The 26,918-nt window shown below is 62.2% G+C and carries 24 protein-coding genes; 12 read left to right on the top strand and 12 right to left on the bottom strand.

Annotated features, from left to right (window positions below):
* From ACIQ47_RS04475 to ACIQ47_RS04465, 3 genes are read left to right on the top strand one after another with little or no spacing between them, the layout of a single operon-like run.
* On the top strand, positions 1–1,110 hold the full coding sequence (locus ACIQ47_RS04475; protein WP_396437032.1) for a glycosyltransferase: 1,110 nt from the start codon (positions 1–3) through the stop codon (positions 1,108–1,110).
* Complete coding sequence (locus ACIQ47_RS04470) at positions 1,107–2,033, top strand: glycosyltransferase (RefSeq protein WP_396437031.1); 927 nt, start codon at positions 1,107–1,109, stop codon at positions 2,031–2,033. The genes ACIQ47_RS04475 and ACIQ47_RS04470 overlap by 4 nt, the downstream gene beginning before the upstream one ends.
* Positions 2,030–3,319, top strand: a complete 1,290-nt coding sequence (locus tag ACIQ47_RS04465) for a hypothetical protein (RefSeq protein ID WP_396437030.1) — start codon at positions 2,030–2,032, stop codon at positions 3,317–3,319. The genes ACIQ47_RS04470 and ACIQ47_RS04465 overlap by 4 nt, the downstream gene beginning before the upstream one ends.
* 39 nt (positions 3,320–3,358) lie before the next feature.
* Here ACIQ47_RS04465 and ACIQ47_RS04460 read toward each other — a convergent pair whose 3' ends face one another.
* Positions 3,359–4,087, bottom strand: a complete 729-nt coding sequence (locus ACIQ47_RS04460) for a class I SAM-dependent methyltransferase (RefSeq protein ID WP_396437029.1) — start codon at positions 4,085–4,087, stop codon at positions 3,359–3,361.
* A gap of 91 nt (positions 4,088–4,178) precedes the next feature.
* On the opposite strand from ACIQ47_RS04460, the gene ACIQ47_RS04455 reads away from it, so the two are divergent.
* Positions 4,179–5,129, top strand: a complete 951-nt coding sequence (locus ACIQ47_RS04455; protein ID WP_396437028.1) for an AEC family transporter — start codon at positions 4,179–4,181, stop codon at positions 5,127–5,129.
* 132 nt (positions 5,130–5,261) lie between these two features.
* Positions 5,262–6,419: a stealth family protein gene (locus ACIQ47_RS04450; RefSeq protein WP_396437027.1), complete on the top strand. Its 1,158-nt coding sequence runs from the start codon at positions 5,262–5,264 to the stop codon at positions 6,417–6,419.
* 16 nt (positions 6,420–6,435) lie between these two features.
* On the opposite strand, the gene ACIQ47_RS04445 is transcribed toward ACIQ47_RS04450, so the two are convergent.
* The 3 genes from ACIQ47_RS04445 to ACIQ47_RS04435 all read right to left on the bottom strand — a co-directional run bounded on the left by ACIQ47_RS04445 (position 6,436) and on the right by ACIQ47_RS04435 (position 9,433).
* Positions 6,436–6,813, bottom strand: coding sequence for a TIGR03643 family protein (locus ACIQ47_RS04445; RefSeq protein ID WP_396437026.1), 378 nt, complete (start codon positions 6,811–6,813; stop codon positions 6,436–6,438).
* A gap of 108 nt (positions 6,814–6,921) precedes the next feature.
* A complete protein-coding gene (locus ACIQ47_RS04440) occupies positions 6,922–7,848 on the bottom strand; it encodes a B12-binding domain-containing protein (protein ID WP_396437025.1) in 927 nt (308 codons plus the stop codon).
* A 367-nt stretch (positions 7,849–8,215) separates the two neighbouring features.
* Positions 8,216–9,433 (bottom strand): D-amino acid dehydrogenase, encoded by a 1,218-nt coding sequence (locus tag ACIQ47_RS04435; RefSeq protein ID WP_396437024.1) that lies wholly within the window; start codon positions 9,431–9,433, stop codon positions 8,216–8,218.
* A gap of 175 nt (positions 9,434–9,608) precedes the next feature.
* Between ACIQ47_RS04435 and ACIQ47_RS04430 the strand changes: the two genes are divergently transcribed.
* Positions 9,609–10,562 carry a TAXI family TRAP transporter solute-binding subunit gene (locus ACIQ47_RS04430; RefSeq protein WP_396437023.1) on the top strand — a complete coding sequence of 318 codons (954 nt, stop codon included), beginning with the start codon at positions 9,609–9,611 and terminating at the stop codon, positions 10,560–10,562.
* 241 nt (positions 10,563–10,803) lie between these two features.
* Positions 10,804–12,984: a TRAP transporter permease gene (locus tag ACIQ47_RS04425; RefSeq protein ID WP_396437022.1), complete on the top strand. Its 2,181-nt coding sequence runs from the start codon at positions 10,804–10,806 to the stop codon at positions 12,982–12,984.
* A 72-nt stretch (positions 12,985–13,056) separates the two neighbouring features.
* On the opposite strand, the gene ACIQ47_RS04420 is transcribed toward ACIQ47_RS04425, so the two are convergent.
* Both ACIQ47_RS04420 and ACIQ47_RS04415 read right to left on the bottom strand, forming a co-directional pair.
* On the bottom strand, positions 13,057–14,049 hold the full coding sequence (locus ACIQ47_RS04420; RefSeq protein ID WP_396437021.1) for a glycerophosphodiester phosphodiesterase: 993 nt from the start codon (positions 14,047–14,049) through the stop codon (positions 13,057–13,059).
* 31 nt (positions 14,050–14,080) lie between these two features.
* Positions 14,081–14,674: a 1-acyl-sn-glycerol-3-phosphate acyltransferase gene (locus tag ACIQ47_RS04415; RefSeq protein ID WP_396437020.1), complete on the bottom strand. Its 594-nt coding sequence runs from the start codon at positions 14,672–14,674 to the stop codon at positions 14,081–14,083.
* 142 nt (positions 14,675–14,816) lie between these two features.
* Here ACIQ47_RS04415 and ACIQ47_RS04410 point away from each other — a divergent pair, with 142 nt between their 5' ends.
* On the top strand, positions 14,817–16,016 hold the full coding sequence (locus ACIQ47_RS04410) for a CaiB/BaiF CoA transferase family protein (RefSeq protein ID WP_396437019.1): 1,200 nt from the start codon (positions 14,817–14,819) through the stop codon (positions 16,014–16,016).
* A 48-nt stretch (positions 16,017–16,064) separates the two neighbouring features.
* On the opposite strand, the gene ACIQ47_RS04405 is transcribed toward ACIQ47_RS04410, so the two are convergent.
* Positions 16,065–17,030, bottom strand: coding sequence for a Bug family tripartite tricarboxylate transporter substrate binding protein (locus ACIQ47_RS04405; RefSeq protein ID WP_396437018.1), 966 nt, complete (start codon positions 17,028–17,030; stop codon positions 16,065–16,067).
* An 11-nt stretch (positions 17,031–17,041) separates the two neighbouring features.
* A complete protein-coding gene (locus tag ACIQ47_RS04400) occupies positions 17,042–18,730 on the bottom strand; it encodes an amidohydrolase family protein (RefSeq protein ID WP_396437017.1) in 1,689 nt (562 codons plus the stop codon).
* 324 nt (positions 18,731–19,054) lie between these two features.
* On the opposite strand from ACIQ47_RS04400, the gene ACIQ47_RS04395 reads away from it, so the two are divergent.
* From ACIQ47_RS04395 to ACIQ47_RS04385, 3 genes are read left to right on the top strand one after another with little or no spacing between them, the layout of a single operon-like run.
* Positions 19,055–20,212, top strand: a complete 1,158-nt coding sequence (locus ACIQ47_RS04395) for an acyl-CoA dehydrogenase family protein (protein WP_396437016.1) — start codon at positions 19,055–19,057, stop codon at positions 20,210–20,212.
* Between the two features lie 12 nt (positions 20,213–20,224).
* Entirely contained in the window at positions 20,225–21,226 is a 1,002-nt protein-coding gene (locus ACIQ47_RS04390; protein ID WP_396437015.1) for an acyl-CoA dehydrogenase family protein, read from the top strand.
* A gap of 21 nt (positions 21,227–21,247) precedes the next feature.
* Entirely contained in the window at positions 21,248–22,042 is a 795-nt protein-coding gene (locus tag ACIQ47_RS04385) for a crotonase/enoyl-CoA hydratase family protein (protein ID WP_396437014.1), read from the top strand.
* A gap of 92 nt (positions 22,043–22,134) precedes the next feature.
* On the opposite strand, the gene ACIQ47_RS04380 is transcribed toward ACIQ47_RS04385, so the two are convergent.
* The 3 genes from ACIQ47_RS04380 to ACIQ47_RS04370 form a co-directional block, all read right to left on the bottom strand.
* Positions 22,135–23,136: a S1C family serine protease gene (locus ACIQ47_RS04380; RefSeq protein ID WP_396437013.1), complete on the bottom strand. Its 1,002-nt coding sequence runs from the start codon at positions 23,134–23,136 to the stop codon at positions 22,135–22,137.
* Between the two features lie 120 nt (positions 23,137–23,256).
* Positions 23,257–24,918, bottom strand: a complete 1,662-nt coding sequence (locus ACIQ47_RS04375) for a long-chain fatty acid--CoA ligase (RefSeq protein WP_396437012.1) — start codon at positions 24,916–24,918, stop codon at positions 23,257–23,259.
* An 82-nt stretch (positions 24,919–25,000) separates the two neighbouring features.
* Positions 25,001–25,633 carry a flavin reductase family protein gene (locus ACIQ47_RS04370; RefSeq protein ID WP_396437011.1) on the bottom strand — a complete coding sequence of 211 codons (633 nt, stop codon included), beginning with the start codon at positions 25,631–25,633 and terminating at the stop codon, positions 25,001–25,003.
* A gap of 92 nt (positions 25,634–25,725) precedes the next feature.
* On the opposite strand from ACIQ47_RS04370, the gene ACIQ47_RS04365 reads away from it, so the two are divergent.
* The gene (locus ACIQ47_RS04365; RefSeq protein WP_396437010.1) at positions 25,726–26,157 is read left to right on the top strand and encodes a hypothetical protein; all 432 of its coding nucleotides are present in this window, start codon (positions 25,726–25,728) and stop codon (positions 26,155–26,157) included.
* A 2-nt stretch (positions 26,158–26,159) separates the two neighbouring features.
* Here the strand turns inward: ACIQ47_RS04365 and ACIQ47_RS04360 are convergent.
* Positions 26,160–26,918, bottom strand: a 759-nt coding sequence (locus ACIQ47_RS04360) for a tripartite tricarboxylate transporter substrate-binding protein (protein ID WP_396437009.1), incomplete at its 5' end; no start/stop codon positions are given.

Below are 26,918 nucleotides of genomic sequence, written 5' to 3'. Positions count from 1 at the left end.
ATGCCCCTGCACATTCCCCGCCAAGTCCTGTTGTTGACCGAAGAGTCCGGTGTGGGCGGGGTGCAGACCACGCTGCACTGGCTCGAATCGGGCTTGGTCGAGCGCGGCTGGAAAGTCATGCGGCTGCCGGTGCGCCAAGGCAGGCCCTCGCTGTGGGCCTGCTGGCAGGCGGCGCGGCGGGCGCAGGTGCTGGTGGCCTCCAACAACTTTCGGCCTGCTTATGCGGCGGTGGTTCTGGCCTGGCTGGCCCGCAGGCCCTGCGTGGTCTGGGTGCACGGCCCTTTACATGAGGTGCTGCAGCAAGCCGGGGCTTCACCCCTCAAAACCGCCTGGCTGCGCTCGGTGTACCGCAGGGCCAGCCAGCTGGTATGCGCCTCACAAAGCTCGTGCGACAGTCTGCGGCGCGTGATGGCGGGTGTCCGGTGTGCTGCCCCTCAAAACCTGAGCGTGATCCGCAACCCGGCGGTCTTGCCCGGTGCGGGCCAAGGTGACGCCGCCATGCCCGCCACCGAGGTCATGGCGCTGGGTTTTGTCGGCCGCTTGTCGCCTGAGAAACAGCCCTTGCAATTGCTGTCCATGCTGCGCCTTTTGCCTCGCTCTTGCCAACTGCATGTGGTGGGTGACGGTGAGCTGATGGGCGCGATGCGCAGCGCCGGGCAAGACCTGCTGGCCCAAGGCCGCTTGCACCTGCACGGTCAGCAAGCTGTGAGCGCGCAAACCTATCGGGCTTGGCGGGCCACGGTGCTGTGTTCGCGCTACGAGGGCTATCCCATGACGGCGCTGGAGTCGCTGGCCTGCGGCGTGCCCTGCGTGAGCACGCCCATCCCCGCGATGCAGGAAATGCTGGGCATGCAGGCCCCGCTCTGGCTCGCGCTAGATGACAGCCCCGCCGCGCTGGCCGAGGCGGTGCAGCGCTGCCTGGCGCAAGCACCGTCCGATCGGCAAGTGGCCATCGACCGCTTGCAGGGCCAGCACCGCCTGGAGACTTTTGTGCAGGTTTGGGACGAGTTGCTCACGAGGCTGCTGCAAAAAGGGGGGCAGGGGCCAAAAAAGCATGCCGTGAAGCTGGACGCTTCTCGCGATGAGCCCCCTTCGGGAGGCCGGCCGTGATCACCGTTCACTTTGTGCACGGCGCACGTTCTTATTTGCCCGAGCTGGCCGCTTACCAGGCCCACATCGAGCACCTGGGCCATGCGGTGCAAATGCACACCCAGGCCCACAACGTGCCCGATGACGCCCAGGCCGTGTGGTGGATTTGCGGCCGCGTGCCGAGTGCCCAAGCCCGACGTTTGAAAGGCGCGGTTCAGGTGCACGAATACGCCTCGGCCAGCGTGGCCCCGCTGGCCTGGCTCAAGGACCGCATCAAGCAGTGGCAGCACCCGGTGCCCGACTTTCGGGTGTTCCAAAGCGACTGGGTGCGCCAGCGCATGGGCTTTGGCCAGCCTGACGCTGTTCCATTTGCCCTGCGCGACATGGGCGTGCCCGATGCTTTTTTGACGGCGCAAGCCCAGCAGCCACCCGAATTTGACCTGGTTTATCTGGGCGAGATGCGCCGCTTGCTGCACTTTGTGCCCCTGCTGCATACCTTGGGTAGAGCGGGATTGAGCCTGCTGCTGGTGGGCGATGTGCCTGCGGCTTTGCAAGAGCGCTTGGCCGCTCTGGGTCACATCCAAAGTACCGGGCGTGTGCCGCAAGACCAAGTGCCTGCGCAATTGCTGCGGGCACGCGCAGGCCTGAACCTGATGCCCGATGTGTTGCCGCTCGCCGAGCAAACGTCCACCAAGATGCTGGAGTACCTGGCGCTGGGCTTGCCCGTCATCAGCAACCCCTATGCCTGGGCGCAGCGCACCGCGCAAGCCCATGCCGGGCGGGTGCAGTTGTTGGGCCTTCAGGCCAGCGCTGCGCAATGGCAAGCGGCGGTGCAAGGCCTGCCCCTGCACCAGACCGATCGCCAACACCTGCAGTCCTTGCGCTGGTCGCAGCAGCTGCAAGCCATGCCGGTTTGGGCCGCCTTGTTCGGGGCTGACAGATGAAGCCCTGGAAGCTGTTGCCCTCTTTGCCCCGTGCCACTGCCCCAGCAGCTCTGGGCAGTCTGGTGTCGCTGGCGGCGCAGGGCTTTTTGGCGCTGGTGCTGTTTCGGCTGTTCAGCCCCGAAGAGGTGGGGCTTTTTTCAGCCACCAGCCAACTGGCTTTTTTCTGGGCCAGCCTGGCGCTGGCGCAAAGCCCGCTGAGTCTGCTGGCCGAGCGCCACCAAGAGCCCCGCGCCGCCGCCCGCCGCGCTTGGCGGCAAAGCGCCTGGCGCCTGCTGTGGCTGGCCCCGGTGGCGGCGCTGGGGGCGGTTTGGGCAGGTTTGGGTCAAGCAGCGCAGGTGTGGGCCTGGGCCGCCGCCTTGGGCCTTGCGCAGCTGAGCTGGCTGTTGGCGCAAAGCCTGACTTTGCGGGTGGGCAGCCGCTGGTCCATGGGCTTGGTGCGCATGGTGCCGCCCGTGCTGGCGGCAGCGGCGGCGGTGTTGGGGGCGGTGCTTTTTCCTGTGCGTGGTCAGGGCCTTGAGCTGCCCGTGCTCTTGGTGTCGGCCTGCTTGGGCTATCTGGCCGGGGCTGCCTGGATGCGGTTGGCTTTTCAACCGGCGTCAACTGCAGACGTGGCTTTGGTGGCCGTTGCAGGCAGCGACTTGCAGCCCGCCCAGCCCGCTGCGCCGACTTCTTCAGACCCGCGCAGCGCCCGACTCAAGATGCTGCACACCCTCACCGACGGCCTGGCCGCCACGGCTTTGGCGCTGAGCTGGCCCGCCCACTATGGCGTGCAAGAAGCCGGCTGGATGCTGGCGCTGCTGCGTGTCCTGAGCTTCATCCCGGCGCTGGTGCACACGGCGTGGGCACAGGTGGTGCTCAGCAGCGACACCAAGGTGCGGCTGCGGCCGATTCATGTGGCCTTTGGTGCGTCGGCGCTGGTTTTGGGCGTGGGGGCGTTGGTGTCAGCATCGGTACTTTGGGGTTGGCTCGATGCGCGCTGGCAAGGCCTTGTGAACTGCGTCTGGCCGCTCGTCGCATGGCAAATGGCCGCCTGCTTCATGGCTGCTTTTGCGCATTTACCGTTTCAAAAAGGCTTGGCGGCGATGTACTCGTGGCTGTGTGTTGGCATCAACGCGGTTTTTGTCGCCTTGTGCCTGGGTGGGTCTGCGGTCTTTGATTTCACCGCCAGCGCACACCTGGGCTGGATTTCTGCTTTCATGGTCCTGAGCCTTGGGGCTCTGGCGCTGTGGATCGCCCTCAGCCCGTTTCGCCATGCGGTGGCGCCCGGCCGTTCTGAAGCGCTTTGAACACCGGCTGCAGGCCGAGCCCTGGGCGTGGGCTGGCTTTTAAGCCCGGGGTCGCGCCACCACCACCACGTTGTCGGCCCACAAGGGACGCCAGTTCGCCAGAGCCGACAGCACCTTTCCTTTGAAAGAGGTGGCCGGGGCGATCTGGCAACCCCAAAATTGTTCTGGCGTATAGCCTCCCCTGCTCAGCAACTTGGCTGTGGTGAAGGGTGAATACCAGCACAAGTGGTCGGTGTTGATGCGCTCGACATTGCCCAAGCTGTTGCGGAAATTGCGCAGGCTCAACCCATTGGGCACCGAGACGATCAAGGGCACTTGAGGCAGGACCTGAGCAATGCGACGCAAGAAAGCCACCGGTTCTTGCAGGTGCTCCAACACATCGGGCAGCAGCATATGGGTGGGGGCAAACCGCTCGGCCAGCTCGGCGAACTCGGGCGAAAATACGTCCAAGCAGTGCAGGTGGGGTACGCCCAGGCCTTGTGCCAAGGCCACGGCCTGGGCATCGATGTCCACACCCATGCAAACCTGGCTGTGCGCCATGACATCGTCATGTAGCCAAGTGCCTTGCGCGCGTTTGTCGGCAATCAGGGGGCCATGGTCGGCAAAGCCCAGGTGCAGCACTCGCCCGCCTGAGATCAGACCGCTGAGTGTGGCGTTGCGGCCATGGGATTGAAATTGCAAGGGCAAGCACGAAGCACGGTCGGCCTCGAAGTGCCGATCGGTCAGCACATCCAACAGGTCAGAAACGGGTTTTTGAAGAGGCGGCATAAAAATACAATAGACGATGGAAGATTTTAAGCAGACGACGCGCGTGACAGGTGGGCGCTTGGCACTTGGCGAAACACACTGAACGGTTGGAATGAACGCGACTTTAGAAATACTGGGCATCACCGTCCCGATTTACCTGGCCATTGCCCTGGGTTACGTTTGCACGCGCATGGGGCTGTTTGCCAAGGCCGAGATGCAGGTGTTTGGGCGTTTCACGCTGCAGCTGGCTTTGCCTGCGTTGCTGTTCAACGCGCTGTCGCAGCGCAGCGTGGCGGAGATTTTGAACCTGAACTATTTGCTGGCCTATGCCTTGGGCTCTTTGCTGGTGATGGGGCTGGGCCTGTGGTGGGCGCGCAAGGTGCTGGGCCAGAGCCTGAGCTACAGCAGCATGATGGCCATGGGCATGTCGTGCCCGAACAGCGGCTTTGTGGGTTACCCCATCATTTTGTTGTCTTTTGGCCCGGTGGCGGGCGTGGCGCTGGCTTTGAACATGGTGGTCGAAAATTTTTTGCTGCTGCCCTTGCTGCTGGCCATTGGCGATGCGCAAGGCCGACCCGGGCAGTGGAGAAGCGTGTTGCTGCAGACCATGAAAAACGTGCTGCGCAACCCCATGATTTGGGGTGTGGTGGCGGGTTTTGCGTTTTCGTTGTCGGGCCTGCAGATGCCTGCGCCTGTGGGGCGCACCATCGACTTGTTTGCGCAGTCCAGCGCGGTGCTGGCGCTGTTTGTGATTGGTGGCTCTTTGGTGGGCTTGCAGGCGCGGGGGCTGCAGGGCACCGTGCTGCAGATTGCGCTGGGCAAGTTGGTGTTGCATCCATTGGTCATGTGGGTGATGCTGGTTTGGCTCGTGCCGATTCAAGACCCAGCTTTGCGTGCCGCGGCACTGCTCACCGGGGCGATGCCCATGCTCGGCATCTACACCATCTTGAACCAGCGCCACGGCCATGGCACAGTGAGCGCTGCGGCCTTGCTGGTGACCACGGTGCTGTCTTTTTTCACGCTCAGTGTGCTGCTGTGGTTATTGCAGTGGCACCCTGTTTGAAGGGCTTGCGGGCATTTTGGATGCGCGTTTTGGGATGCGGTTGGGGTGTGCTCGCCAGGGGGTGGGTGCAGTGGCCCTGACTCCGGGGCGGGTATTGAAAATGCGCAGGTGACCCGCTGATAGACTTGCCCCTTGAAAAATTTCAGACCCTCCACTGCCCGCACCACCGCCCAGGTGCACGCAGACCCAGCGCAAGCTGGCACGCAACGTCTCCCCGACGAGCCGATTGATGTGGTGTATCTATGGGTGGACGGCAACGATTCGAGCTGGCGAGCCAAGCGCCAAGCGGCTTTGGCTCAATTGCCCCGCGACACGGGCGCGGCCATGGCGCGTTATAGCAACGTGGAGGGCCGCTTCAGGGACAACCACGAGCTGCGTTACAGCCTGCGGGCGCTGGAGAAGTTTTTCCCGCAGCACGGCCATGTGTACATCGTGACCGATGCGCAAGCGCCTGACTGGCTGCGCCCCTCGGACCGGTTGACGCTGGTGGACCACCGCGAGCTGATGCCCGAGTCTTCCTTGCCCACTTTCGATTCGGGCCACATTGAATCGTGGATTCACCACATTCCGGGTTTGTCCGAGCGCTATTTTTATTTCAACGACGATGTGTTTTTGGGCGCACCTTTGAACACGGCCGACTGGTTCACGCACGATGGTTTTTACCTCACCTGGTCTGACGAGCCGCACGTCACCGATGAGGCCATGCGCATGGACGCGACCTCGCTTGAGAATGCCTGCCGCTTGTCCATCGAGTGGTTGAGGGCGCAAGACCCGCTGTACCAAAGTACGTTTCGCACCTTTGCACATTCGCCCCGGCCCATGCGGCGCGCTTTGCTGCAGGAGCTGGAGGACAAGGCCCCCGAGTTGTTTGCCGGGGTGCGCTCGACGGTGTTTCGCAGCTGGGACAAGCCGACCATCGTGTCGGACTTTGTGCTGCGTTGGGCGCTGGCCCACAGCGTGGCAAAGATGCGCACTTACCGGCACCGCCATGTGTCCACGGGCGATGCCGATCAGCAGACCCAGCTGCAGGCCTTGGCGGCCGAGTTTGGGGCGCTCGACTTTTTTTGTATCAACGACACCACCGACGATGCCCATCCTCAGGACCCGCGTTTGCGCCAGGTGCAGTCGGTGCTGCAGGGCATGCTGCCGCAGGCTTCGGGCTTTGAGCAGGCGCAGGGCGTTGGGGTGAGCGGGTCGGCCGTGCTGGCCGAGGCCGCTGAGATTCACCAAGGGGCGCAAGCGGCAGCGGTTCACCAAAGTCCGGTGTCGGGGTCGCGCCGCAGGGCTTGATGACGGGGCAAGAGCGTCAGCGCAAGGAGGCTGCCGTGACCCCTGAGCGCGGCAAGGCCAACGGTTCGGATTCGCTCTGAGACGGCCGTCTGTCGAGCTCCAGCAGGGCAAGGGTGCGCACCGTCTCCTCTGATGTGGCATGGCTTCGAGCGCGTTGCAGAGCCTGGTGTTTGCTGACGCGGCCGCGCACCCGCATGCGCCAGACCCGGAAAGACCTGGCTTTGAGGTGCTCGCGCATCAGCGCAATCACCTGCTCCTCGCTTAAACCAAATTGAAGGGCCATGGCTTCGAACGGGGTGTCGTCTTGCCACGCCATGCCGATCACGGCGGACACGTCGGATGCGCTCATGCGGATGGCGTTGCTGGGGTCTGCGGGCGGGTCGGCTTTTTTCATGGGTAACGTGCATGGGGATCATGCACTTGATCGTCTGATACCTTCTTGCCCTTTCATTGTCCACCATGACGGTGGCATGGGCGTTCAGGGCGAAGACAAGGGCAGGCTTTAGGCGTTGGCCACCGGGCTGGGGCCTTCGCGAAACGAAGCCGCCAGCGTCACGGCTTCTTTCACATCCACGCAAATGCCGTCGGCACCCAGGCTGCGAGCGTCATGTTTTTGCACGGTAAATATGGGGCCACCCAGCAGCACACCGGGCTCGGGGTTGCCCGATGCGGCCTTGAGGGCGCGAATCAGGCCGGGCAGGGCCTTGAGTTGCGTTTCGGTGGCACAAGATATACCAATGACGTCAAACCACTCGTTGTTGACCGCGTGCAGCAGCTCTTTTTCGGAGACCGAGATTTCGATGACCACGTCCCAGCCGGCTTTGCGAAAAAAGTCGGACACAATGGTCATGCCCAGAAAATGCTGCGAGCCTGGGGCCGAGGCCAACATGATGCGTTGGACGTCGCCGCCGAGTTGCGGACCGTTTTGGTATTCGAAGCCCAGGCGGTGTGTGATCTCGTGCATGCGCACCAGGCCACAAGTGACTTCAGTGAAGTCGCACAGGTCTTGATCCCACATCCGACCCAGCTGCCGCGCAGCAGGTGCGATCAGATCAAGGAAAATCCGGTCGGTGGTGACGCCCTGGTGCAGCAGCTCGTCGATGAACTGAGTGGTCTCGCTGGCCTGACTGGATTTGCTCAGGGTCACGAACGTGGCCAGTTGTTTGGGCGAGATACCAGGCCCCAATGTGGCGGGGTCAGCTTCGGGCAAGGACACCCGGTGCGCTTGCACCAGGCGCGGAATGATCTGGGTCTCGATGGCCTCGGTCAATGACCTTTTGCACTCTTCCTGTGCCCTCAAGGCGTCATCGTTGTTGGGCTGCGACCGAAAGGAGCTCAATTGCTGGCCCAGGGACGACATGAGCGTGAGCAATGCGCTTGTGTGCGTCTTCAACGGGTTGAAGTGAAAGCCCGGTAAATTGAGGTACATCGCAAAGTCCAAAAGTGTGCTTAGACCATAACGGTTTCAAGGCTGTATCGCAAGACTCCAGGGGCAAGCCGGCCTAGGGGTTATCACCTGTAAAACCTGTCAATTGAGGTCTTTTGGAACCTATTCCAGTCTCGCGCGCAGGGGATGAGCCTGGCGCGAAGTGATGTGGTCGACAAGTAGGATGGGCAGCGGGTCTGACTTTTTTGCCTTTCGCTTGATTGACAACGAAGAGATGTAAAACCTGGGGGTTGCCCCTGCGTGGCGTCCGATCTGTGGAAGCTGCCGCGCGACCAGATCCGATGGCTGCGAAATCGGGACTCGGTGACGAGCCCGGGCCTTGCGCGAAAACGACTTGAGCGTGGTCTTTTCAGGCGTCGGTGATGGCTTGGGCCAGGACATCGGCCGCGCCAGCCGCCAGCGTGAAACCCAAGCCGCCGTGGCCTGTGTTGAGCCACAGGTTGCTGGGGCCTTGCGCCTGCCGCCCCACGATGGGAAGGCCTGTGGGGGTTGCCGGGCGCATGCCGGTCCAGGGCTGAACATCGCGCCAGTGCGAGCAATCGCCAAACAAGTTCTGTGTGTCGTGCTGCAAACTGACGATGCGCTGTTGAATCACGCGGGTGTCGCGGCCGACCAATTCGACCATGCCCGCCACGCGCAGGCGATCGCCCAACCGGGCAAAGACCACTTTGCGTGCGCTGTCGGTGATGCTGACCCGCGGGGCCAGGCTGGGTCCGTCGGTGTCGACGGTGATGCTGTAACCTTTGAGGGGGTAAATGGGCAAGCGGATGCCCACCTGCGCTGCCAGTGTCGGGGCGCTGTGGCCGGTGCTCAGCACAAAAGCGTCTGCCGCGATGTCCTGACCGTTGCGCAGTTGCACCGCCTGCAGCCGGCGCTCACGCACGACGAGCCTTTCAACTGGTTGGCCCATGGACCATTGCACGCCCCGAGTGGACAAAATCTTGACCAGTGACTGGCAGAGTTTGAGGCAGTCGGCGGCGCATTCGCTGTCGGTGTAGATGCCGCCTGCAAAGGCTTCACGGCGCGGGGCCAAGGCGGGTTCGATGGCGCAGGCTTCGTCGGTTGAGACCGCTTGTTGTGGTGCCCCACCCAAGCTTTGCTGCAAAGCCAATTGCTGACGAGCCCCCGCAAAGGCGGCGGCAGAGCGGAACATCACCAGTTTGCCGCTGCGGGTGAAATCAAAATCCAGCGCTTCATGCGCACGCCAATGGTCGAGGGTGGCGCGGCTTCGGGCAGCCAGGCCAAGCAGTTGTGCCGTGGTGCTCTGAGACTGTGAGGTGTTGCAGGCTTTCAAAAACTGCAGCAGCCAGGACCATTGCGCAAGGTCCCATTGCGGCCGGATCTTAAGGGCCGAGGAAGGCGAGAGCAGCAACTGTGGCAGTTGGGCCCAAATGCCGGGATCGGCCATGGGTTGAACGTAGGCGTAGCTCAATTGAGCCCCGTTGCCGCCACTGGCACCCTGGCCCGCTTGGGCCTGGTCAATGACCGTGACACGGTGACCTCTTTGTGTGAGCGTGTAAGCCGTGCTCAGACCCACAATTCCTGCGCCCATGACACACACATGCATTGACTGCCCCTTTGGCTGAAAGACGTTTCCCACTGCGTTGCCTAGGGGGATCGATATTAGAGTCTACCCTTAGGCCGTCTCCTTTGGGGCAACAAACGCGACAAAATGTGGTACACCAGCGGCTGTGTTTTTTCAACCGCTGAGAACTTGCTGATCGGCAAAAAAAGGATTCATCATGAAGCGTCGTCAACTGTTTATGGTTTTGGGTCTGGCTGCGGCCATCGCTGCACCTGTGCAAGCGCAACAATTTTTCCGCATCGGCACGGGCGGCACGGCGGGCACCTATTACCCCGTGGGCGGCATGATCGCCAACGCGGTCAGCCAGCCCGGCAAGATCGTGGCCACAGCCCAGGCCACCAACGGTTCCGTGGCCAACGTCAACGGCGTGGCGGGCGGGGCGCTGGAGTCGGGGTTCTCGCAGTCGGATGTGGCCACTTGGGCATACACCGGCACTGGCGTGTATGAGGGCAAGCCCAAGGTCACCGACCTGCGCATGATCGCCAACTTGTATCCCGAGAGCATACATCTGGTGGTCAAAAAGGGTTCGGGCATCAAGTCGGTGTCTGACCTCAAGGGCAAGCGCGTGGCGCTGGACGAGCCAGGTTCTGGCACCTTGGTCAACGCGCGCATTGTGCTGGCCGCTTATGGTGTGAAGGAAAGCGACATCAAGCCCGAGTACATCAAGCCCAACCAGGCCGGTGACAAGCTCAAAGACGGCGCACTCGATGCCTTCTTCTTTGTGGGTGGCGCTCCGGCTGGCGCGATTGCCGAATTGGCATCGAGCGGCACCGGCATCGAGCTGGTGCCTTTGGCTGGCCCCCAGGCCGACGCTTTGCGCAAGACCAATCCGTATCTGGCCGTGGACACGATCGCCGCAGGCACTTACAAGGACGTGCCCGCCGTGCAGACCATGGCCATGGGCGCGCAGTGGGTGACCAGCGCCAAGGCAGATACCGAAACCGTCTACCAGATCACCAAGGCGCTGTTCGGCAAAGCGGCTCAGGACACCTTGGCTGCGGGCCACGCCAAGGGCAAGTTCATCACCAAAGAGAACGCAGTCAAGGGTGTGGGCATTCCTTTCCACCCCGGTGCTGAGCGGTTCTACAAGGAAGCCGGTCTGCTCAAGTGATGCAGGCCGCAACCAACCCCTTGTAGGGAACCCACCCCGTGGGTGATGGAGCGGGGCGCGCATGAGGCTCCTTGTGGGGGTGAGCCCACCCTGTGGGCGATGAGGCCGTTTGCGGCTCTTAAACCATCGCGCACGGGGTGCGCTCAAACAGGCACAGATGCATGAATATGTGTGTGAGCCCACTGCGGGGGCGATGGTTTATGAACCAAGGGCCGAATGGCGCCCTATTTTGAAAGTCGGTATGGCTCAAGCCCTCGAGCGCAATGTGCGCAATTTGCAAGAACTGGAAGAAAAGTTCGACCCCGAAATGCGCTTTCGGCCCACGCTGCCACCCGCGACGGTGATCGTGAAATGGCTGCTCATCATCCTGTCGGGTTTCCATTACTACACGGCTGGTTTTGGTCTGTTGCGCGAGACGACCCACCGGGGGGTGCACCTGGCCTTTGTGCTGGGGCTGATTTTTCTGGTGTTTGCGGCCACTAAATCTGACGCAGACTCTACTGTTTCTAAAAGCCGCCTGAGCATTGGTGGCGTGCCGCTGGTCGACTGGTTGCTGGGCCTGGCCTGCGCGGCCAGTGTCATGTACATCCCCTATGTGTTTGACGACCTGGCCTTCAGAGTGGGCAACCCGGACACGATGGACGTGGTCATGGGCTCGGTCCTGTTCATCACCTTGCTCGAAGCCACACGCCGCTCCATGGGCTGGCCCTTGCCTTTGATTGCGCTGGGCTTCACGGCCTATGCCTTGACCGGGCCGTATTTTCCGGGTCTGCTCAAGCACGCTGGCGCGAGCTGGAGCCAGATGATCAACCACCAGTACCTGACCAGCCAGGGCATTTATGGCGTGGCGGTCGGCGTGGTGGCCACCTATGTGTTTCACTTTGTGCTGTTTGGTGTGTTGGCCACGCGCATTGGTTTGGGGCAGTTGTTTCTGGACATCGCCTCCACCGTGGCCGGGCGTTACGCGGGTGGTCCGGCCAAGGTCAGCGTTTTCGGCTCGGCCATGTTCGGCACGCTCAGCGGTTCGTCGGTGGCCAATGCGGTCACGGTGGGCTCGCTCACCATCCCAGCCATGATCAAAGTGGGTTACAAGCGCGAATTTGCGGGTGCGGTGGAGGCCGCGTCATCGACCGGTGGGCAGATCACGCCGCCGGTGTTGGGCGCAGCCGCTTTCTTGATGGTTGAGTTTTTGAATGTGTCGTACCAGACCATCATTGCTGCGGCCATCGTGCCGGCCTTCATGCACTTTTTTGGCGTGTTCATGCAGGTGCACTTCGAGGCCAAGCGTTACGGCTTGCGCGGCCTGACCGAAGAAGAAATGCCCAAGCTGCGCGAGTCCTTCAAGCAGCGCTGGCCGACCCTGATCCCTCTGGTTTTGCTGATCGCCATTTTGGTGTCGGGCCGCACGCCTTATTTGGCGGCGTTCACCGGCATCACCTCTTGCATGATCGTGGGCCTGAGCACCACGGTGTGGGGCAACCGCAGTACCAACTGGGTTTTGCTGGTGGTGCTGCATGTGCTGTTGGCGCTGGTGGCGTTTGTGGACTGGAGCAGCGACGGCGAGACCATCAAGCTGGGATTTTTGGCGCTGGGCGTGGCCCTGATCTGGGCCAGTCAAAAGTGGCTGGGCTTGGTGGGGCGCATTGACAATGCCGTGTTGCTCGAGGCCTTTGAAACCGGGGCCAAATACGCGCTGGCGGTGGGCGCTGCAGCGGCCACGGTGGGCATTGTGATTGGTGTGGTCACGCTCACGGGCGTGGGCTTCAAGATCAGCTTCATCATCACCGGCTGGGCGCAGATGATCTCGGCTTTCTTGATGGACTGGTTGCCCGCCTTCATGGCCGACAGCAAGTCCTTGACGCTTTTGGCCGCGCTGTTCATGACGGGCATCGTCTGCATCTTGATGGGCTGCGGCATTCCGACCACGGCCAACTACATCATCATGGTCACGGTGGCCGCACCCACTTTGGTGCAGCTGGGGGTGGAGCCACTGGTGGCGCACTTCTTTGTGTTTTATTACGGCGTGCTGGCCGACATCACGCCACCGGTGGCGCTGGCCGCTTATGCGGCGGCGGGCATGGCCGGTGGTGACCCATTCAAGACCGGCAACATGGCGTTCCGCTTGGGGCTGGCCAAGGTGCTGGTGCCCTTTGTGTTCGTGTTCTCGCCCTCTTTGCTGCTGGTGGCCAAGGGCTTCACTTGGGCCGACTTTGCCATCACCTTCACCGGCTGTGTGCTGGGCATCGTGGCGCTGGCTGCTGCGCTCAGTGGTTACATGTTGACCTTGATGAAGGGTTGGGAACGTGCGCTGTGCGCTATCGGTGCCTTGTGCCTGATTGCGCCGGGCCTGAAAATCAGTTTGCTGGGCTTGGTGTTGATGCTGCCGGTGCTGATCCACCAGTGGGTGCACCGGGACCGTTGACGCAAGGTTTGTTGCCCAGCGCAGAAGTTCGGCACTGGGCTTGTGTGAGTCACTGGCCCATCAGACCGCCATTCAGCGCGGGCTGCTCCAGCGAATGCCGCGCTCTTTGAGCAGTTCAGCGGCGATGTCTGGTCGGTCCGTCACCAAGCCGTCCACGCCCAGGTCCAGCATCTGGCCCATGCTCTGGCGGTCGTTCACGGTCCAGGCCAGCACTTTGAGGCCAAGGCTTTGGGCCTCGCGCACTTTCTGGGCGTCAAGCTCGCGCCAGAACGATGACCAGTGCGTGCCGCCAGCGGCCTTGATCATTTTGGGCACCGATCCATGTTGCGCATGCTGAAACCCCGCAGTCCAGGCCGAGGGCTGGCCTGACTTGATGCCCAGGTTGTCCAGTGCCGCCAGTTGCGCCGTGATGTAAACCGTGGGCATGCCAGGGGCGGTTTTTTGTACGGCCTGCAGGGTGCGCCAGTCGAACGACAAAATTTGCACCCGCTCGCTCATGCCGTGGTCCTTGATGTCCTGCAGCAGCAGCTGCACAAAGCGCTCGGGCTCGGGCGTTTGGTCGGGGCGCTGTGGCGTGATCTTGGTTTCGATGGCAAATTTGACTTGGGTGTTGCCTTGGGCCTTGACCAGCTCGAACAGGTCTTTCAGACGGGGAATGCGCACGCCGTCATGGCCCTTTTGCGCTGAAAAAGTCTGGGCGTAGCGCGTTGTCGGGTTGATGCGTCCAACATCGTAGCTTTGCAGTTGTTCAAAGCTCAGTTGCCGGATGTCAGGGCCTTTGCTGCTCAGAAAGCGGCCTTGCGCGTCGCGGGTGATGTCGGGGTTCAGTGCTGGGTCGTGGCTGATCACCAGCACATCGTCTTGGGTGACCACCACGTCCAGCTCGAGCGTGGTCACCCCCATTTGCAGCGCCAAGGCCAATGAGGGCAGGGTGTTTTCGGCCAGCAGGCCGCGTGCGCCCCGGTGGCCTTGCAGGTCAATGGTCCGTTGTGCCAAGCAGGGCAAACCCGCCATCAGCAAGGCCCAACACATGAGCGCTCGGCCCCCGAATCGTTTGAAATGCATGGACAGTCCTAGTGTTTCCTGAGGGGCGTGCTCACGCCTTGGTTTGGAATTGATCGGCGTTTTTGCCTTTGAAGGGGGCGTAAAAGCTTTTGATTGCGGCCATGTCGGCATTCACATCGCCGGTGGGCGTGAACACCGGGCCCAGGCCACTGCGGCGGGTGCTGTAGTCCATGTAGGCCAGCACGATCGGCACTTGGGCTTGCTGGGCGATGTAATAAAACCCGGTTTTCCAGTAGCGCGTTTTGCTTCGCGTACCCTCAGGGGGCACGATCAATTGCACCGGGCCTTGTGCTTGTGCCAGTGCTTGCGCAGAGGCCGTGACCAGGTTGGTCGATTGTTCGCGGTTGACCGCAATGCCGCCCAGCCAGCGCATCAGGGGACCAAACGGGAATTTAAAAATGCTTTGCTTGCCCATCCAGTAGGGCGTCAGCTGCAGGGCAAAGGCCACCATCAGGGTGTAGGGCAGGTCCCAGTTGCTGGTGTGCGGCGCGGCAATCAGCACGCTTTTGTGACCGACGGGGGGCAGGCCCCCTTCGACGCGCCAGCCGGTTGCACGCAAAAAACCGATGGAAAACCAGCGCAGCAAGGTGTTGACGACCGGGGTGGTGAAGATGGTGCGGTGCATGGTCACGAAGTATCGCCGAAGCGGCGTCTGTGCGCTGTCACACGCTGTGCAGATTTTTTCCGGGGCAACGGCCGGCCCTTGCGAGACACTTGGCCGCATGCGCGGCACCGATAATGCCTGCCCAACCTGGAAGGAAAGCAGCATGGCTGGTGCGTTGAATGGATTGCGTGTGCTGGATTTGACCAGTGTCCTCATGGGCCCGTTTGCCACGCAATTGATGGCGGACATGGGGGCAGACGTGATCAAGATCGAGTCGCCCGCCGGGGACACGGTGCGCGGTATTGGTCCCATGCGCCACGCGGGAATGGGCTCGATTTTTTTGCACGTCAACCGCAACAAGCGCAGTTTGGTGTTGGACCTGAAAAAGCCTGAGGGCCTGGCTGCTTTTTTCAAGCTGGTGGAGACGGCCGATGTGGTGGTCTCCAACATCCGGCCGCAGGCCATGCAGCGCTTGGGCATCGATTACGAGCGGCTCAAAGCCATTAATCCGCGCATCATTTATGCAGGCCTCTATGGCTACAGCGAGAAGGGGCCTTACGCGGGTAGGCCGGCTTATGACGATTTGATTCAGGGCGCTGCGGCCGTGCCCAGTTTGATGAGCCGCGCCAGCGGTGGCGAGCCGCGCTATGCGCCCTTGACCCTGGCCGACCGCACGGTGGGCTTGATGGCGTCCAATGCCATTTTGGCGGCGGTGATTGCGCGCCACCAGACCGGTGTGGGCCAGGCGGTGGAGGTGCCCATGTTCGAGACCATGGCGCAATTCGTGTTGGGCGATCACATGGCCGGTGCCACCTTCGAGCCGCCCATGGGCGATACCGGCTACCCGCGCTTGCTGGTGCAAGAGCGCCGACCTTATCCGACCACGGATGGCCATTTGTGTGTGTTGATTTACACCGACCGGCACTGGGAAAAATTTTTGGGCCTGATTGGGCAAGGGCAACTGTTTGAACAAGACCCGCGTTTTGCCAGCATTGGCGCGCGGACCCGGTACATCAACGAGCTGTATCAGATGGTGGCGCAGGCCATGGCCACGCAAAGCACCGAAGTTTGGATGGCATGTCTGACCGAGGCCGACATCCCTTGCATGCCCATGCATGACATCGACAGCTTGTTGCAAGACCCGCACCTGCTGGCGGTGGGCATGCTGCAGGAAGTGATTCACCCCACAGAAGGGCTGGTGCACGAAATTGGGGTGCCCATCCGCTTTTCTGGCACCCCCACTTTGCCCATCCAAAAGCCTGCCCCACAGTTGGGGCAGCACAGCGCAGAGGTTTTGCGAGAAGTGGGCCTGAGCGATGCGGCCATTGAAGGTCTGCAAAAAAGCGGTGTGAGCCACGGCTGAAGCTGCGGCTTGGCCGCGCCAAGGTGCGCCGCAGCGCACCTTGAACCATCACTCGGCTTTGGCGCCCGAGTCTTTGACGGCCTTGGCCCAACGCGGCATTTCGGTGCGCAGGTGCGCCGCGTACTCGGCCGGTGTGCCGCCCAAAATTTCAGCGCCTTGTGCCGCCAGGCGGGCGCGCAGGTCGGGGTGGGCCAGGGCCTTGTTCACTTCGGCGTTGAGCTTTTGCACGATGTCGGCAGGCGTGCTGGTGGGCACCACGATGCCTTGCCAAGCGGCAGCATCAAAGCCGGGCATGCCCGATTCGGCCAGCGTGGGCAGGTCAGGCAACAGGGTGGAGCGCTTGATGCTGGTCACCGCCAGACCGCGCAGACGGTTGTCGCGCACATAGGGCAAGACCGTGTTGATGGTGTCGATCATGAACTGGGTTTGGCCTGCTGCCAGATCGACCAAGCCCGGCGCACTGCCTTTGTAGGGAATGTGCTGGGTCTGCACGCCGGTTTGCGCCGACATCATGGCGCTGGCCAAATGCGTGATGGTGCCGGTGCCCGATGAACTGTAGTTCAGCGCACCGGGTCGTGACTTGGCCAGGTCCAGAAACTCTTTGACGCTGCGTGCGGGCAGTTGTGGGTTGACCACCAGCACCATGGGCACGCTGGCCGTGAGGGCCACGGGGGCAAAGTCTTTCAAGGTGTCGTAGTTGACCTTGCCGTACAAGGCAGGGCCAATGACGATCGCCGATGTGTTGTAGAAAATCGTGTAGCCATCGGGCGTGGCTCTGGCAGCCAGTTCGGCGGCCAGGTTGCCACCCGCGCCGGGTTTGTTGTCAACGATGACTTGTTGCCCCAGTTGTTCGGACAGGCGTTGCGCCAACACCCGTGACACCAGGTCGGTGGGGCCGCCGGGTGGGAAGGCGATGATCATGCGCACCGGGCGCGTGGGCCAGCTTTGTGCCCACACGCTGGTGGCCATGAAGGCCAGCAAAAGGCCGGTCAAAAAACGACGGTGGATGGTCATGAACACTCTCCTTATGAATTGAATTGGTCGAGCACCTGGCCTGGCCCGTGTGGATGGTCCACATAGTCCTGACCGTCGTGCACTTTCACACCGTTGACCCAGACGCCATGCACGCCTGTGGCTTCGCGCACCATGCGCGTGCCGCCGCCTGGCAAGTCCTGGCGTGGCAAGGGTTTGGAGATACCGACCGTAGCCGGGTCGAACAGCAGCAGGTCGGCAGGCAGGCCCACCTGAAGGCGGCCACGGTTGGGGATGCGAAAGCGGTCGGCGGGCTCGCTGGTTAAGCGGCGAACGCCTTCGGCCAGGGTGAAGTGGCCGGTGTCGCGCACCCAGTGTGACAGAAAATACAGGCCAAAGCCCGCGTCGCACATGTAGGTGAGGTGCGCGCCCGCGTCCGACAGCGTGATGACGCTGGCAGGGTGCTTGAGCGAGGGAGCCACGCCGTCGTCGTTGTTGTTGAAAAACTTACCCACAAAATGCGTGCCCAGGTCTTCAGACAGGGCCAGGTCAAAGAAGACATCCACAGGGTCCAGGCCGCGCTGGTCGGCCAGCGCCTGGATGGTGACGCCTTCGATCGCCTGGTTTTCTGGGTGCACGGTTTGTCCGACCTCGATGTGTCGCCAGTTGCCCAAAAACAAAATGCCCGCCTTGGGCTGGCGCAGGTTCTGGCGAAAGGCTTCGCGGAATTCGGCCGAGCGGTACAAGCCGGGCAGTGCATCCACGCTGGCGGTTTTGACCGCATCAAAGGCCGCATGGCTCAGCAGCACATAGGGGTCGGTCAATGTGAAGTCAAACGACAGCGGCTGGCAGCTGGTCAGCACATACAGTTCGTTGCCGCGGGCCAGGGCCTGGGCACAGCGCTCGTAATAGGTGGCGCCCAAGTCGGGGTTGCCCTCGTTGTACATGGTGAGCACGGTGGAGATGTAGCCGGGGCGGCCGGTGTCTTGCACGATGGACTCCATCACATCGGGGCTGGCGCGGCTGCCGGTGGCCATCATGAACACGCCCTTGTTTTTCTCGCCCAGTACCCCGGCCAAAGCCCGCAACTCGCTTTCTGAGGCGATGGTGGACGGCATGGGGATGCCGCCGAAACCGCTGTGGTTGGGCGAGAACGAAGACGCAAAGCCAATGGCGCCCTGGTCCATGGCGTCGCGCACCAGGGCTTGCATGGTCTCCAGTTGTTCGGGTGTGGGGTCGACCTGGGCAGAGCCGTCTGTGCCCATCACGGCGGTGCGGATGACCGAATGGCCTGCGAACACGGCGGTGTTGACGTAAGGGCCGATGCGGCGCAGATGGTCCATGTATTGGCCAAAAGACTCAAACTGCCAGTCCACGCCGGTGAGCAAGGATTGCAAGTCCATGCCCTCGACCACCGACAGATTTTTCAGCATGGTCTCGCGCAGCGGCGCGGGGCAGGGCGCGATGCCAAAACCGCAATTGCCAATCACCGCCGTGGTCACCCCCAGTGCGGGAGAAGGCGACATGGTGCGGTCCCAGGTGACTTGGGCGTCGTAGTGGGTGTGCAGGTCCACAATGCCCGGCATCAAGGCCAGAGCTTGGGCATCGATGTTGTCGCGGGCAGGGCCGTCCACCTGGCCGATGTGGGTGATGCAGCCTTGTGAAACCGCCACATCGGCCCGCTGTGAGGGACCGCCCAAGCCGTCATAAACCTGCGCATTGCGGATGATCAAGTCATGCATCTGTCGAAAACCTTGCTGCTGTGAAAGTCGAGCGCAGGGGACATGCCCAACGTGTTTTTGGACTATAGGCAGTTGCCTGCTTCAGGCTGTCGCGCAGTGGATATCAGGGTTTTCCAGAGCCTGCAGACAAAGTGCCATCCGTTAAAGCACTTGGTGATGGACCTTGGACGGACCCTTGCTGTCGCCCAAAGCAAAGCCCCCATTAGACGAAAACCCGAACCGTCGAAATAATGCGGTGCACAGCGGCCGCCATTGGGCGCTGGGCGATAGGCGAACCATGGATAGAGAGATCATGAAGACATTGTTTGAAAAAGGTGTGTTGGCATGAGCCAACTTGACTCGTTGAACCCGTCGGCCATTCCTGCGCAAGACGAAGCCCTGCGACAAGAGGTGCGGGCCTTTCTGGTGGAGGCCATGCGCGGCGTGCCCGCCCATGTGCGCGCCCGCTCATGGACGGGGTACGACCCCGAGTTCAGCCGCAAGCTGGGCCGCAGGGGCTGGCTGGGCATCACCTTTCCGCCAGCCTACGGCGGCGCAGGGCTCAGCGCGTTTGCGCGTTATGTGTTGGTGGAAGAGTTTTTGAACTTTGGCGCGCCCGTGGGCTCGCACTGGATCGCCGACCGTCAAAGCGGCCCCTTGCTGCTCAAGTACGGCACCGAAGCGCAAAAGCAGCGCTACCTGCCCGCCATCTGCCGGGGCGAGGCTTTTTATTGCATCGGCATGAGCGAGCCTGGTGCAGGTTCGGACCTGGCGAGCGTGCGCACCCGTGCGTTGCCCCATGAATCGGGCTGGCTGTTGAACGGCCAGAAAATCTGGACCACCAACGCCCACAACTGCCACTTCATGATCGCGCTGGTGCGCACCAGCGGTGAAGCGGGTGACCGCCAAAAGGGCTTGTCTCAGGTGATCGTCGACCTGTCCTTGCCCGGCGTGACGGTGCGGCCCATCGTCGACCAATCGGGTGACAGCCATTTTTGCGAAGTGTTTTTTGACAACGTGCAGCTGGGCCCTGACGCCCTGGTGGGCGACGAAGGCAGCGGCTGGGACCAAGTCACGGCCGAGTTGGCTTTTGAGCGCAGCGGGCCGGAGCGTTTGTTCTCCAGCATCGCCTTGTTCGACGAATGGCTGGCCTATGTGCGAACGCCGCTAGGCCGCACCCCACAGGCCCAGCGCCTGGCGGGCAAGATTTTGAGCCAGCTGGCACCGCTGCGCGCCATGTCGGTGGCCATCACCGAAAAACTCACGCGTGGCGAAAGCCCTGTGGTCGAAGCGGCCTTGGTCAAAGATCTGGGCACGGGGGTGGAGCAGTTGATTCCGGCGGCGATTGCCGACGATTTGTTCTCGCGTGATGCGGCCGATGTGCCGGCCGAGCTGCTCAATACGCTCAACTACATCACGCAAGTGGCGCCCAGCTATTCGCTGCGCGGGGGCACGCGCGACATCCTGCGCGGCATGATCGCCCGTGGCCTGGGTTTGCGCTGAAAAGGACAGAACATGGACGATCTTTTTTCTGACGCCGTCAAGGCGCTGCTGACGGACCACTGCACACCCTCAGTGGTGCGCGCCATCGAAGCGGGCCAGCCGCGCGCGGCTCTGTGGCAACCATTGGAAGCCTCGGGCTTTGCCGATGCACTGGTGCCCGAATCTGCGGGCGGCGCTGGGCTGACTTTGGCCGATGTGTACCCGGTGCTGGAGCTCTGCGGCAGTTGTGCCGTGCCTGTGCCTTTGGGCGAGACCTTGCTGGCGCGCGGCCTGCTGGCGCATGCGGGCGTGTCCGCACCGAAGGGCTCGGTGGTGTTCGGCACGGGTCAGTTGGCCAGCGATGGCCAAATGCACTGCGCGCAGGTGCGATGCGGTATACAAGCCGACTGGGTCCTAGTGTCATGGGGTGGCGTTTGCCGTCTATTGCCTGCGGCCGATGCCCAAATGCAAGTGGCCGGGTTTTGTCTGGACGCGCAGATGAGCTGGCCCCAAGCTGCTTGGGACGCTGCACAGGCAGTGCCTGGTACGCATGATCTGGTGACCTTGCAGGCGGCGCTGTACGCGGCCCAACTGGCGGGTGCTTTGATGGCTGTGTTCAGCCGCACGCTGCAATACGCCAACGACCGTCATCAGTTTGGCAAGCCGATTGGCAAATTCCAGGCGATACAGCACCAGCTGAGTGTCATGTCCGAGCACGCCTTTGCCGCCCGCATGGCCGCCCAGTTGGGGTTGAGCGCTGCGGGCCAAGTGCCCGACCGCCTGCGCGTGGCCATGGCCAAGGCCCGCACCAGCGAGGCAGCGCTCGAAGTGGCGGGGCTGAGCCATTCCATCCACGGTGCGATCGGCTTTACACGCGAGTTTGATTTGCAGCTGTACACCCGCAGGCTGCACGCCTGGCGGCAAGCGGCTGGGTCAGAGTCTTACTGGCACGATGTGTTGGGCCAAGCCCTTTTGGACAGCCCAGAGCCGCTCAGCCTGGACCTGATGCGCACACTCACCGACGTTGTTGTCTGACCTGTTATTTAAGGAATTTCCATGAGTTCATTTCTCAAAATCACCCGTGAGGGCAGCATCGCCATCCTCACCATGAGCCAGCTCGAGACCCGCAACGCCCTGACCGGCAACACGGCGGTCGAGGAGTTTGTGCAGGCTTGTGCCGACATCGCCAAGGACACCAGTATTCGTGCGGTGATCCTGACGGCCGAAGGCCCGGTCTTCAGTTCCGGGGGCAACGTCAAGGACATGCTGCGCTACCAGACGCAGCAACTCATGCCCGACGTCATCCGCGAGGAATACCGCAACGGCATCCAGCGCCTGCCCAAGGCGCTTTACAACCTGGACGTGCCCGTGATCGCGGCCATCAATGGCCCGGCCATTGGCGCGGGGCTGGACTTGACCTGCATGTGCGACATCCGCATCGCCTCGGACAAGGCCACCTTTGCCGAGAGTTTTGTGAAAGTGGGCATCGTGCCGGGCGACGGTGGGGCTTGGCTTTTGCCGCGCGCGGTGGGTGCGTCCAAAGCGGCTGAGATGGCCTTCACGGGCGAGGCCCTGACGGCCCAACAGGCGCTCGATTGTGGATTGGTCTCGCGTGTGGTGGCCCCTGAACAGTTGCTGCCCGAAGCACTGGCGCTGGCCCGCAAGATCGCAGCCAACCCGGGCGCGGTGCTGCGCATGACCAAGCGTTTGCTGAGAGAGGGCGAGCGCAGTTCACTGGAATCCTTGCTGGAGTTGTCTGCAAGTTACCAGGCTATCGCCCACATGACCACCGACCACCACGAGGCGGTGAACGCCTTCATCGAAAAGCGCCCGCCCAAATTTTCTTCTTGAAGGCATGTTCCATACCCATCGCCCACGGGGTGGGCTCCTACAAAAATGCGCTGTGAGCCTGCCGTTGTGGGAGCCCACCCCTGTGGGCGATGTCAAATCCCGCTGGGCCTTCTCAGTGCCGTAGCGCGGTCGGTGCTGAGCAGCTCGATCTCGCGGCTTTGGCCCTCGCTGCGCACAGTGAGTGTCAAACGGCTGCCGGCAGGCCCCAGGGCCCGCACTCGGCGGTAAAAGTCGGGCAGGTCTTGCAGCGTTTGGCCTTGCAGGGCCAGCAAGGTGTCGCCCACATTGATGCCTGCCTGCGCTGCGGGGCTGCCCGGCGACACACGCAATACGGCCAGGCCACCGCTGGGCAGACGCTGGCTGGTGATGCCCAGCCAGGGCGTGGCCGGGCCAGTGCGTTTGCCACTGCGAATCAAGTCGGGCAGGGGTTCTTTGAGCAGGTTCACAGGCACAAACAAATTGCCCGGCAGCGGCACTTGGTCGCCAAACACGTCTTGCACCAGCAAGGAGCCGATGCCGACCAAGCGGCCTTGGTCGTCGAACAAGCCCGCGCCACTCCAGTTGTTCACCGCGGGCAGCGTCATCAGGGGGGATTCCAGCAGGTATTCCCAACTGCCTGCGAAGACCTTTCTGGAGACCAGATCGAGCGCCGTGGGCGCGGACTCGCTTTGACCCAGCGTCCAGAGTTTGCCGGGTGTGGGCAGGGTGTCCGAGTCGCCCAGTGGCACGGCATCCAGGCGCAAGGGGATCAGGGTGCGGATCAGCCCCAGGCCACTGAGGTTGTCTACGGCCCGCACTTGGCCTGGAATTCGGCGGCCTTGGTGGTCGACCAGGTCCACGCTTTCGGCTTCGAGCAGCAGGTAGCCAATGGTCAGCACCAGGTCAGGGCCAATCACCACGCCCGTGCCTTCGCGGCGCTGGCCCAGGGTGCGGCTGGTGCTGGCTTGTGCGTCGCTGCGACTTTGCACCGTCACCACCGATTGCAGCACCCGCTGCAGCGGCTCGGGGGGCAAAGCTTTGGCCGTGTCTTGCGCCCAAGCCAGGCTGCAAGACAACAGGCTGGCCAACAAAGCCGTGGCAAATGGGTGGCGCATGGTCATCCCCTTGAAAAAAGCGGCGCTCAAACAGAGAAAGCCTATTGTGGGCCGTGCCTTTTAACCCCATGCCCACAGAGCCTACTGGGGACAGAGCTGTTCAGACGGTGGTCAGTCGCCTCAGGCGGGAAAGCGCTCGCGCAATTTGAGTTTGTAAAACTTGCCCGTGGAGGTGCGGGGCACGGCGTCGATGAATTCGTAGCGATCGGGCACCTGCCATTTGGCAAAGCCGTGCTGCAGCAAGTGCGAGGCAAAATCTTCGGGCCGTGGCTGTTTGCCGGGTTTGAGCACGATGCAGGCCAAGGGGCGTTCGCTCCACTTGGGGTCGGGGATGGCGATCACGGCCGCTTCGGCCACGTCGGGGTGGGCCATGAGGGCGTTTTCCAGATCGACCGAGCTGATCCACTCGCCACCGGACTTGATCAGGTCTTTGGTGCGGTCGGTGATGCGCACAAAACCCAGGGCGTCCACGCTGGCCACATCGCCGGTGCGCAGCCAGCCGTCAGCGCTGAACTTGTCCTCGCTCACCGGCACTTGGTGGTAGCTGCCGGTGATGAAGGGGCCGCGCACCTGGATTTCGCCCACATGCTGGCCGTCCCAAGGGGCATCGAGTCCGTCTTCGCCCCGGATGCGCAGCTCGGTCAGCGGCACGGGCACGCCCGCCATGGCGGCGCGGCGGTAGCGCTCGTCTGGCGAAGCGTCTTTCAGCTCCGACTTGGGGTAAGACACGGTGCACAAAGGCGAGGTTTCGGTCATGCCCCAGCCTTGCAAAATCCAGATGCCGTGCCGGTCAAAGGCGCGGATCAGCGCCTCGGGCACAGCCGCGCCACCCACCAGCGAGCGCATGCCGGCGGGCAGCTTCCAGCGGCCAGGCTGGGTGATTTGTGCAGCTTCGAAAGCCTGGATCAAACCCATCCAGATGGTGGGCACGCCCAGCGACAAGGTGGGAGGCTCGGTCGTCATCAGGTCCAGCAGGTCTTCTGGGTGCAGGTGCGGCCCGGGGAAGACGAGCTTGACGCCCATCATCACCGCGCCGTAGGGGATGCCCCAGCTGTTGGCGTGGAACATGGGGGTGACGGGCAAGATCACGTCGCTGCCTTTGAGGCCCCAAAAGTCGCCCAAGCAACCCACCAGGGTGTGCAAGATGGTGGAGCGGTGCGAGTACACCACACCTTTGGGGCGGCCCGTGGTGCCCGAGGTGTAGCACATGGACACCGCATCGTCTTCGGCATGCGGGGCGTATTGAAAGCCCTGTGTGTCGGTGCTGGCCAGCAGCTGCTCGTAGTCGGTGAAGGGCGCGGGCACGGCGGCACCGGAGAAGGGGAACACGATCACGCGTTCGAAGTGGTACAGGTGCGCAAACTGCTGGTACAACGGCAGCAACACATCGTCGATGATCAGTACTTTGTCTTGTGCGTCGTTGGCAATCCAGGCGATCTCTTCGGGCGACAGGCGCAGGTTGAGCGTGTGCATGACGCCGCCCGCAGCCGGGATGCCGAAATAGCACTCCAGGTGCGCGTGGTGGTTCCAGCACAACGTGGCCACGCGCTCGCCTTTTTGCAGCCCCAGGTTTTGCAGGGCCTGCGCCAGTTGGCGCGTGCGTTGGTAAAACGCGCCGTAACTGTGCCTGCGCAGCGACTTGTCGGGCAGGCGCGAGACGATCTCGTTGCTGGCAAACAAAGTGCCTGCCCTGTCCAGCAGGTGGTTCAGCGACAGGGGCATCTGCATCATGGTGCTGCAGATGGGGGGCTGGGCGGCGGATGCAGAAGAAGCTGTGGTCATGAAGGGCTGGTGTTGAACTTGTCAGCCCAAATCATGCGGCCCAGCGTGCCCCGCTTGGGCTAGGGAAAACCCAATGCCCGTGTCACTTGGGCAAGTCGCGTGCGCCGCTTTCGGGCCGGTACATCTTGAAGAGTTGTTCCGGGCCGATGGAAAAGTAATCGGCTGCACCACCCCCGCGCAGCACATGCCCGGCGTTGGCGGTGTCGTAAATGCCGTTGGGGATCAGGCGCTCGTCGATGTGCACGCCCATCACTTGACCAAAGACCATCCAGGTGTCCACCTTGTCACCTTGCAAATTTTGCATTTGCAAAATCTGGGTGCAGCGGCATTCAAAGCTGACGGGGCTCTCCAACACCCGGGGCACGCTCAGCAGGCGCGAGGGGGCAGGGGTCAGACCGGCCAGTGCAAATTCGTCCACATCAGGGGGCACGCCCTCGCAGGTCTGGTTCATGGCTTCGGCCAGGGGGCGCGTGACCAGGTTCCAGACAAATTCGCCGTTGGCCTCGATGTTGTTCAGCGAGTCCTTGCGCCCGATGCTGGAAAAACCAATCAGCGGCGGCACATAGTTGAAGGCATTGAAGAAGCTGTAGGGGGCCAAATTGAGTACGCCGCTGTTGCTGCGGCTGGACACCCAGCCAATCGGGCGGGGACCCACGATGGCGTTGAACGGATCGTGCTTGAGGCCGTGGCCCAGGTGGGGTTCGTAGAAGTGCATCGTTAAAATTCTATCCACCGGAGAATTTTTCTTTGTGCGCCTGTGCGACATCACTTGTCAGCCGCAGCGATCACCCTTGAGGCAACCGTGACATGACAACGAAACCACCCCGCCTCGATGCCCCAGGCTTGAAAGCTTTGGCCAAGGCGGCTTCACCCCAAAAATGCCAATGCGCCTTGGGGCCCTGTGCCGGCTGGGAGAGCATGACGGAAGACCGTTGGCCAGCGCCGCACACGACGCCCGTGGGCAGCTTGCGCGCAGCGCAGGGCGATGCTGACCCTGTGCAGGGCAGTGAGCCGACGTTTGAAGAATTTCATCCCCAGGGCACCCGTTACGAGAGCCCGCTTGCGCCCATTGCGCCCTCATTTTTTCCCTACAACCGCTGCGATGTTTTTGCTTGCAACCGCTGCCAGCGCGTGCTGCTCAGGTACACCGAGTTTGGGGGGTATTACGTCGACCACCGGGTGCGCGCCCTCAACGCAGATTTGGTGGTCGACGCGCCGCTGCCGGATGCGGCGGCTTGAACTCAGTCGGGTTTGATGCCGTTGTCGCGCACCACTTTGGCCCAAGTGTCGATTTGACCGTCAATGAAGGTCTTGGCTTTTTCAACACTGCCGCCTGAAATTTCAATGCCCTGAGCCACCAAGCGCTTGGAGACATCCGGGTTGGCCAGCGCCTTGTTCAGCTCTTCGTTCATGCGTTTGATGATGTCCGGGGGCGTTTTGGACGAGGCCAACAGCGCCCACCAAGCGGGGGCTTCGAAGCCTGCAAAGCCCGCTTCGGCAATGGTGGGGACGTCAGGAAAATCGGCGATACGTTTGGCCGATGTCACGGCCAGAGGCCTCAAACGCTTGCTGTCGATGTGGGGTTTGTTCAAAAAGACGGTGGCCATCGACAGGGGGATGTGCCCTGCAATGGCATCGTTCATCAAGGGGCCACCGCCTTTGAAAGGGACATGGTTGAATTCCATGCCGCCACTTTTGCCCAGCAAAGACATGGCCAAATGCGCCAGACTGCCATTGCCAATGGAGCCATAAGAGACGTTCTTCTTGGCCTTGGCTGCGGCCACCACATCGGCGAATGTTTTGTATTCGGTGTTGGCGTGCGTGGTCAGCATCATGGCCGAAGTGCCCACCAAAATCAGAGGGGTCAGGTCCCTTTTGCTGTCATAAGGCATGTTGGGCATCAGGCTTTGGTTGACGCCATGGGTGTCGAACACCACCGCAAAGGTGTAGCCATCTGCGGGGGCGCTGAGCACGCTGGAGGTGCCGATCACGCCCGATGC

The sequence above is a fragment of the Limnohabitans sp. genome (assembly GCF_044373035.1).
Lineage (GTDB): Bacteria > Pseudomonadota > Gammaproteobacteria > Burkholderiales > Burkholderiaceae_C > Limnohabitans_A.
The sequence above is the reverse complement of the archived record's forward strand: the minus strand, read 5'-3'. Positions and strand labels throughout refer to the sequence as shown.

Excerpts from the sequence above, each read along its gene's own strand:
- ACIQ47_RS04375 (WP_396437012.1), bottom strand. The coding sequence starts at position 24,918 with ATGACCACAGCTTCTTCTGCATCCGCCGCCCAGCCCCCCATCTGCAGC.
- ACIQ47_RS04395 (WP_396437016.1), top strand. The coding sequence starts at position 19,055 with ATGAGCCAACTTGACTCGTTGAACCCGTCGGCCATTCCTGCGCAAGAC.
- ACIQ47_RS04440 (WP_396437025.1), bottom strand. The coding sequence starts at position 7,848 with ATGTACCTCAATTTACCGGGCTTTCACTTCAACCCGTTGAAGACGCAC.
- ACIQ47_RS04445 (WP_396437026.1), bottom strand. The coding sequence starts at position 6,813 with ATGAAAAAAGCCGACCCGCCCGCAGACCCCAGCAACGCCATCCGCATG.
- ACIQ47_RS04415 (WP_396437020.1), bottom strand. The coding sequence starts at position 14,674 with ATGCACCGCACCATCTTCACCACCCCGGTCGTCAACACCTTGCTGCGC.
- ACIQ47_RS04385 (WP_396437014.1), top strand. The coding sequence starts at position 21,248 with ATGAGTTCATTTCTCAAAATCACCCGTGAGGGCAGCATCGCCATCCTC.
- ACIQ47_RS04425 (WP_396437022.1), top strand. The coding sequence starts at position 10,804 with ATGGCTCAAGCCCTCGAGCGCAATGTGCGCAATTTGCAAGAACTGGAA.
- ACIQ47_RS04405 (WP_396437018.1), bottom strand. The coding sequence starts at position 17,030 with ATGACCATCCACCGTCGTTTTTTGACCGGCCTTTTGCTGGCCTTCATG.
- ACIQ47_RS04370 (WP_396437011.1), bottom strand. The coding sequence starts at position 25,633 with ATGCACTTCTACGAACCCCACCTGGGCCACGGCCTCAAGCACGATCCG.
- ACIQ47_RS04420 (WP_396437021.1), bottom strand. The coding sequence starts at position 14,049 with ATGCATTTCAAACGATTCGGGGGCCGAGCGCTCATGTGTTGGGCCTTG.
- ACIQ47_RS04400 (WP_396437017.1), bottom strand. The coding sequence starts at position 18,730 with ATGCATGACTTGATCATCCGCAATGCGCAGGTTTATGACGGCTTGGGC.
- ACIQ47_RS04465 (WP_396437030.1), top strand. The coding sequence starts at position 2,030 with ATGAAGCCCTGGAAGCTGTTGCCCTCTTTGCCCCGTGCCACTGCCCCA.
- ACIQ47_RS04435 (WP_396437024.1), bottom strand. The coding sequence starts at position 9,433 with ATGCATGTGTGTGTCATGGGCGCAGGAATTGTGGGTCTGAGCACGGCT.
- ACIQ47_RS04410 (WP_396437019.1), top strand. The coding sequence starts at position 14,817 with ATGGCTGGTGCGTTGAATGGATTGCGTGTGCTGGATTTGACCAGTGTC.
- ACIQ47_RS04390 (WP_396437015.1), top strand. The coding sequence starts at position 20,225 with ATGGACGATCTTTTTTCTGACGCCGTCAAGGCGCTGCTGACGGACCAC.
- ACIQ47_RS04475 (WP_396437032.1), top strand. The coding sequence starts at position 1 with ATGCCCCTGCACATTCCCCGCCAAGTCCTGTTGTTGACCGAAGAGTCC.
- ACIQ47_RS04380 (WP_396437013.1), bottom strand. The coding sequence starts at position 23,136 with ATGCGCCACCCATTTGCCACGGCTTTGTTGGCCAGCCTGTTGTCTTGC.
- ACIQ47_RS04460 (WP_396437029.1), bottom strand. The coding sequence starts at position 4,087 with ATGCCGCCTCTTCAAAAACCCGTTTCTGACCTGTTGGATGTGCTGACC.
- ACIQ47_RS04365 (WP_396437010.1), top strand. The coding sequence starts at position 25,726 with ATGACAACGAAACCACCCCGCCTCGATGCCCCAGGCTTGAAAGCTTTG.
- ACIQ47_RS04430 (WP_396437023.1), top strand. The coding sequence starts at position 9,609 with ATGAAGCGTCGTCAACTGTTTATGGTTTTGGGTCTGGCTGCGGCCATC.
- ACIQ47_RS04455 (WP_396437028.1), top strand. The coding sequence starts at position 4,179 with ATGAACGCGACTTTAGAAATACTGGGCATCACCGTCCCGATTTACCTG.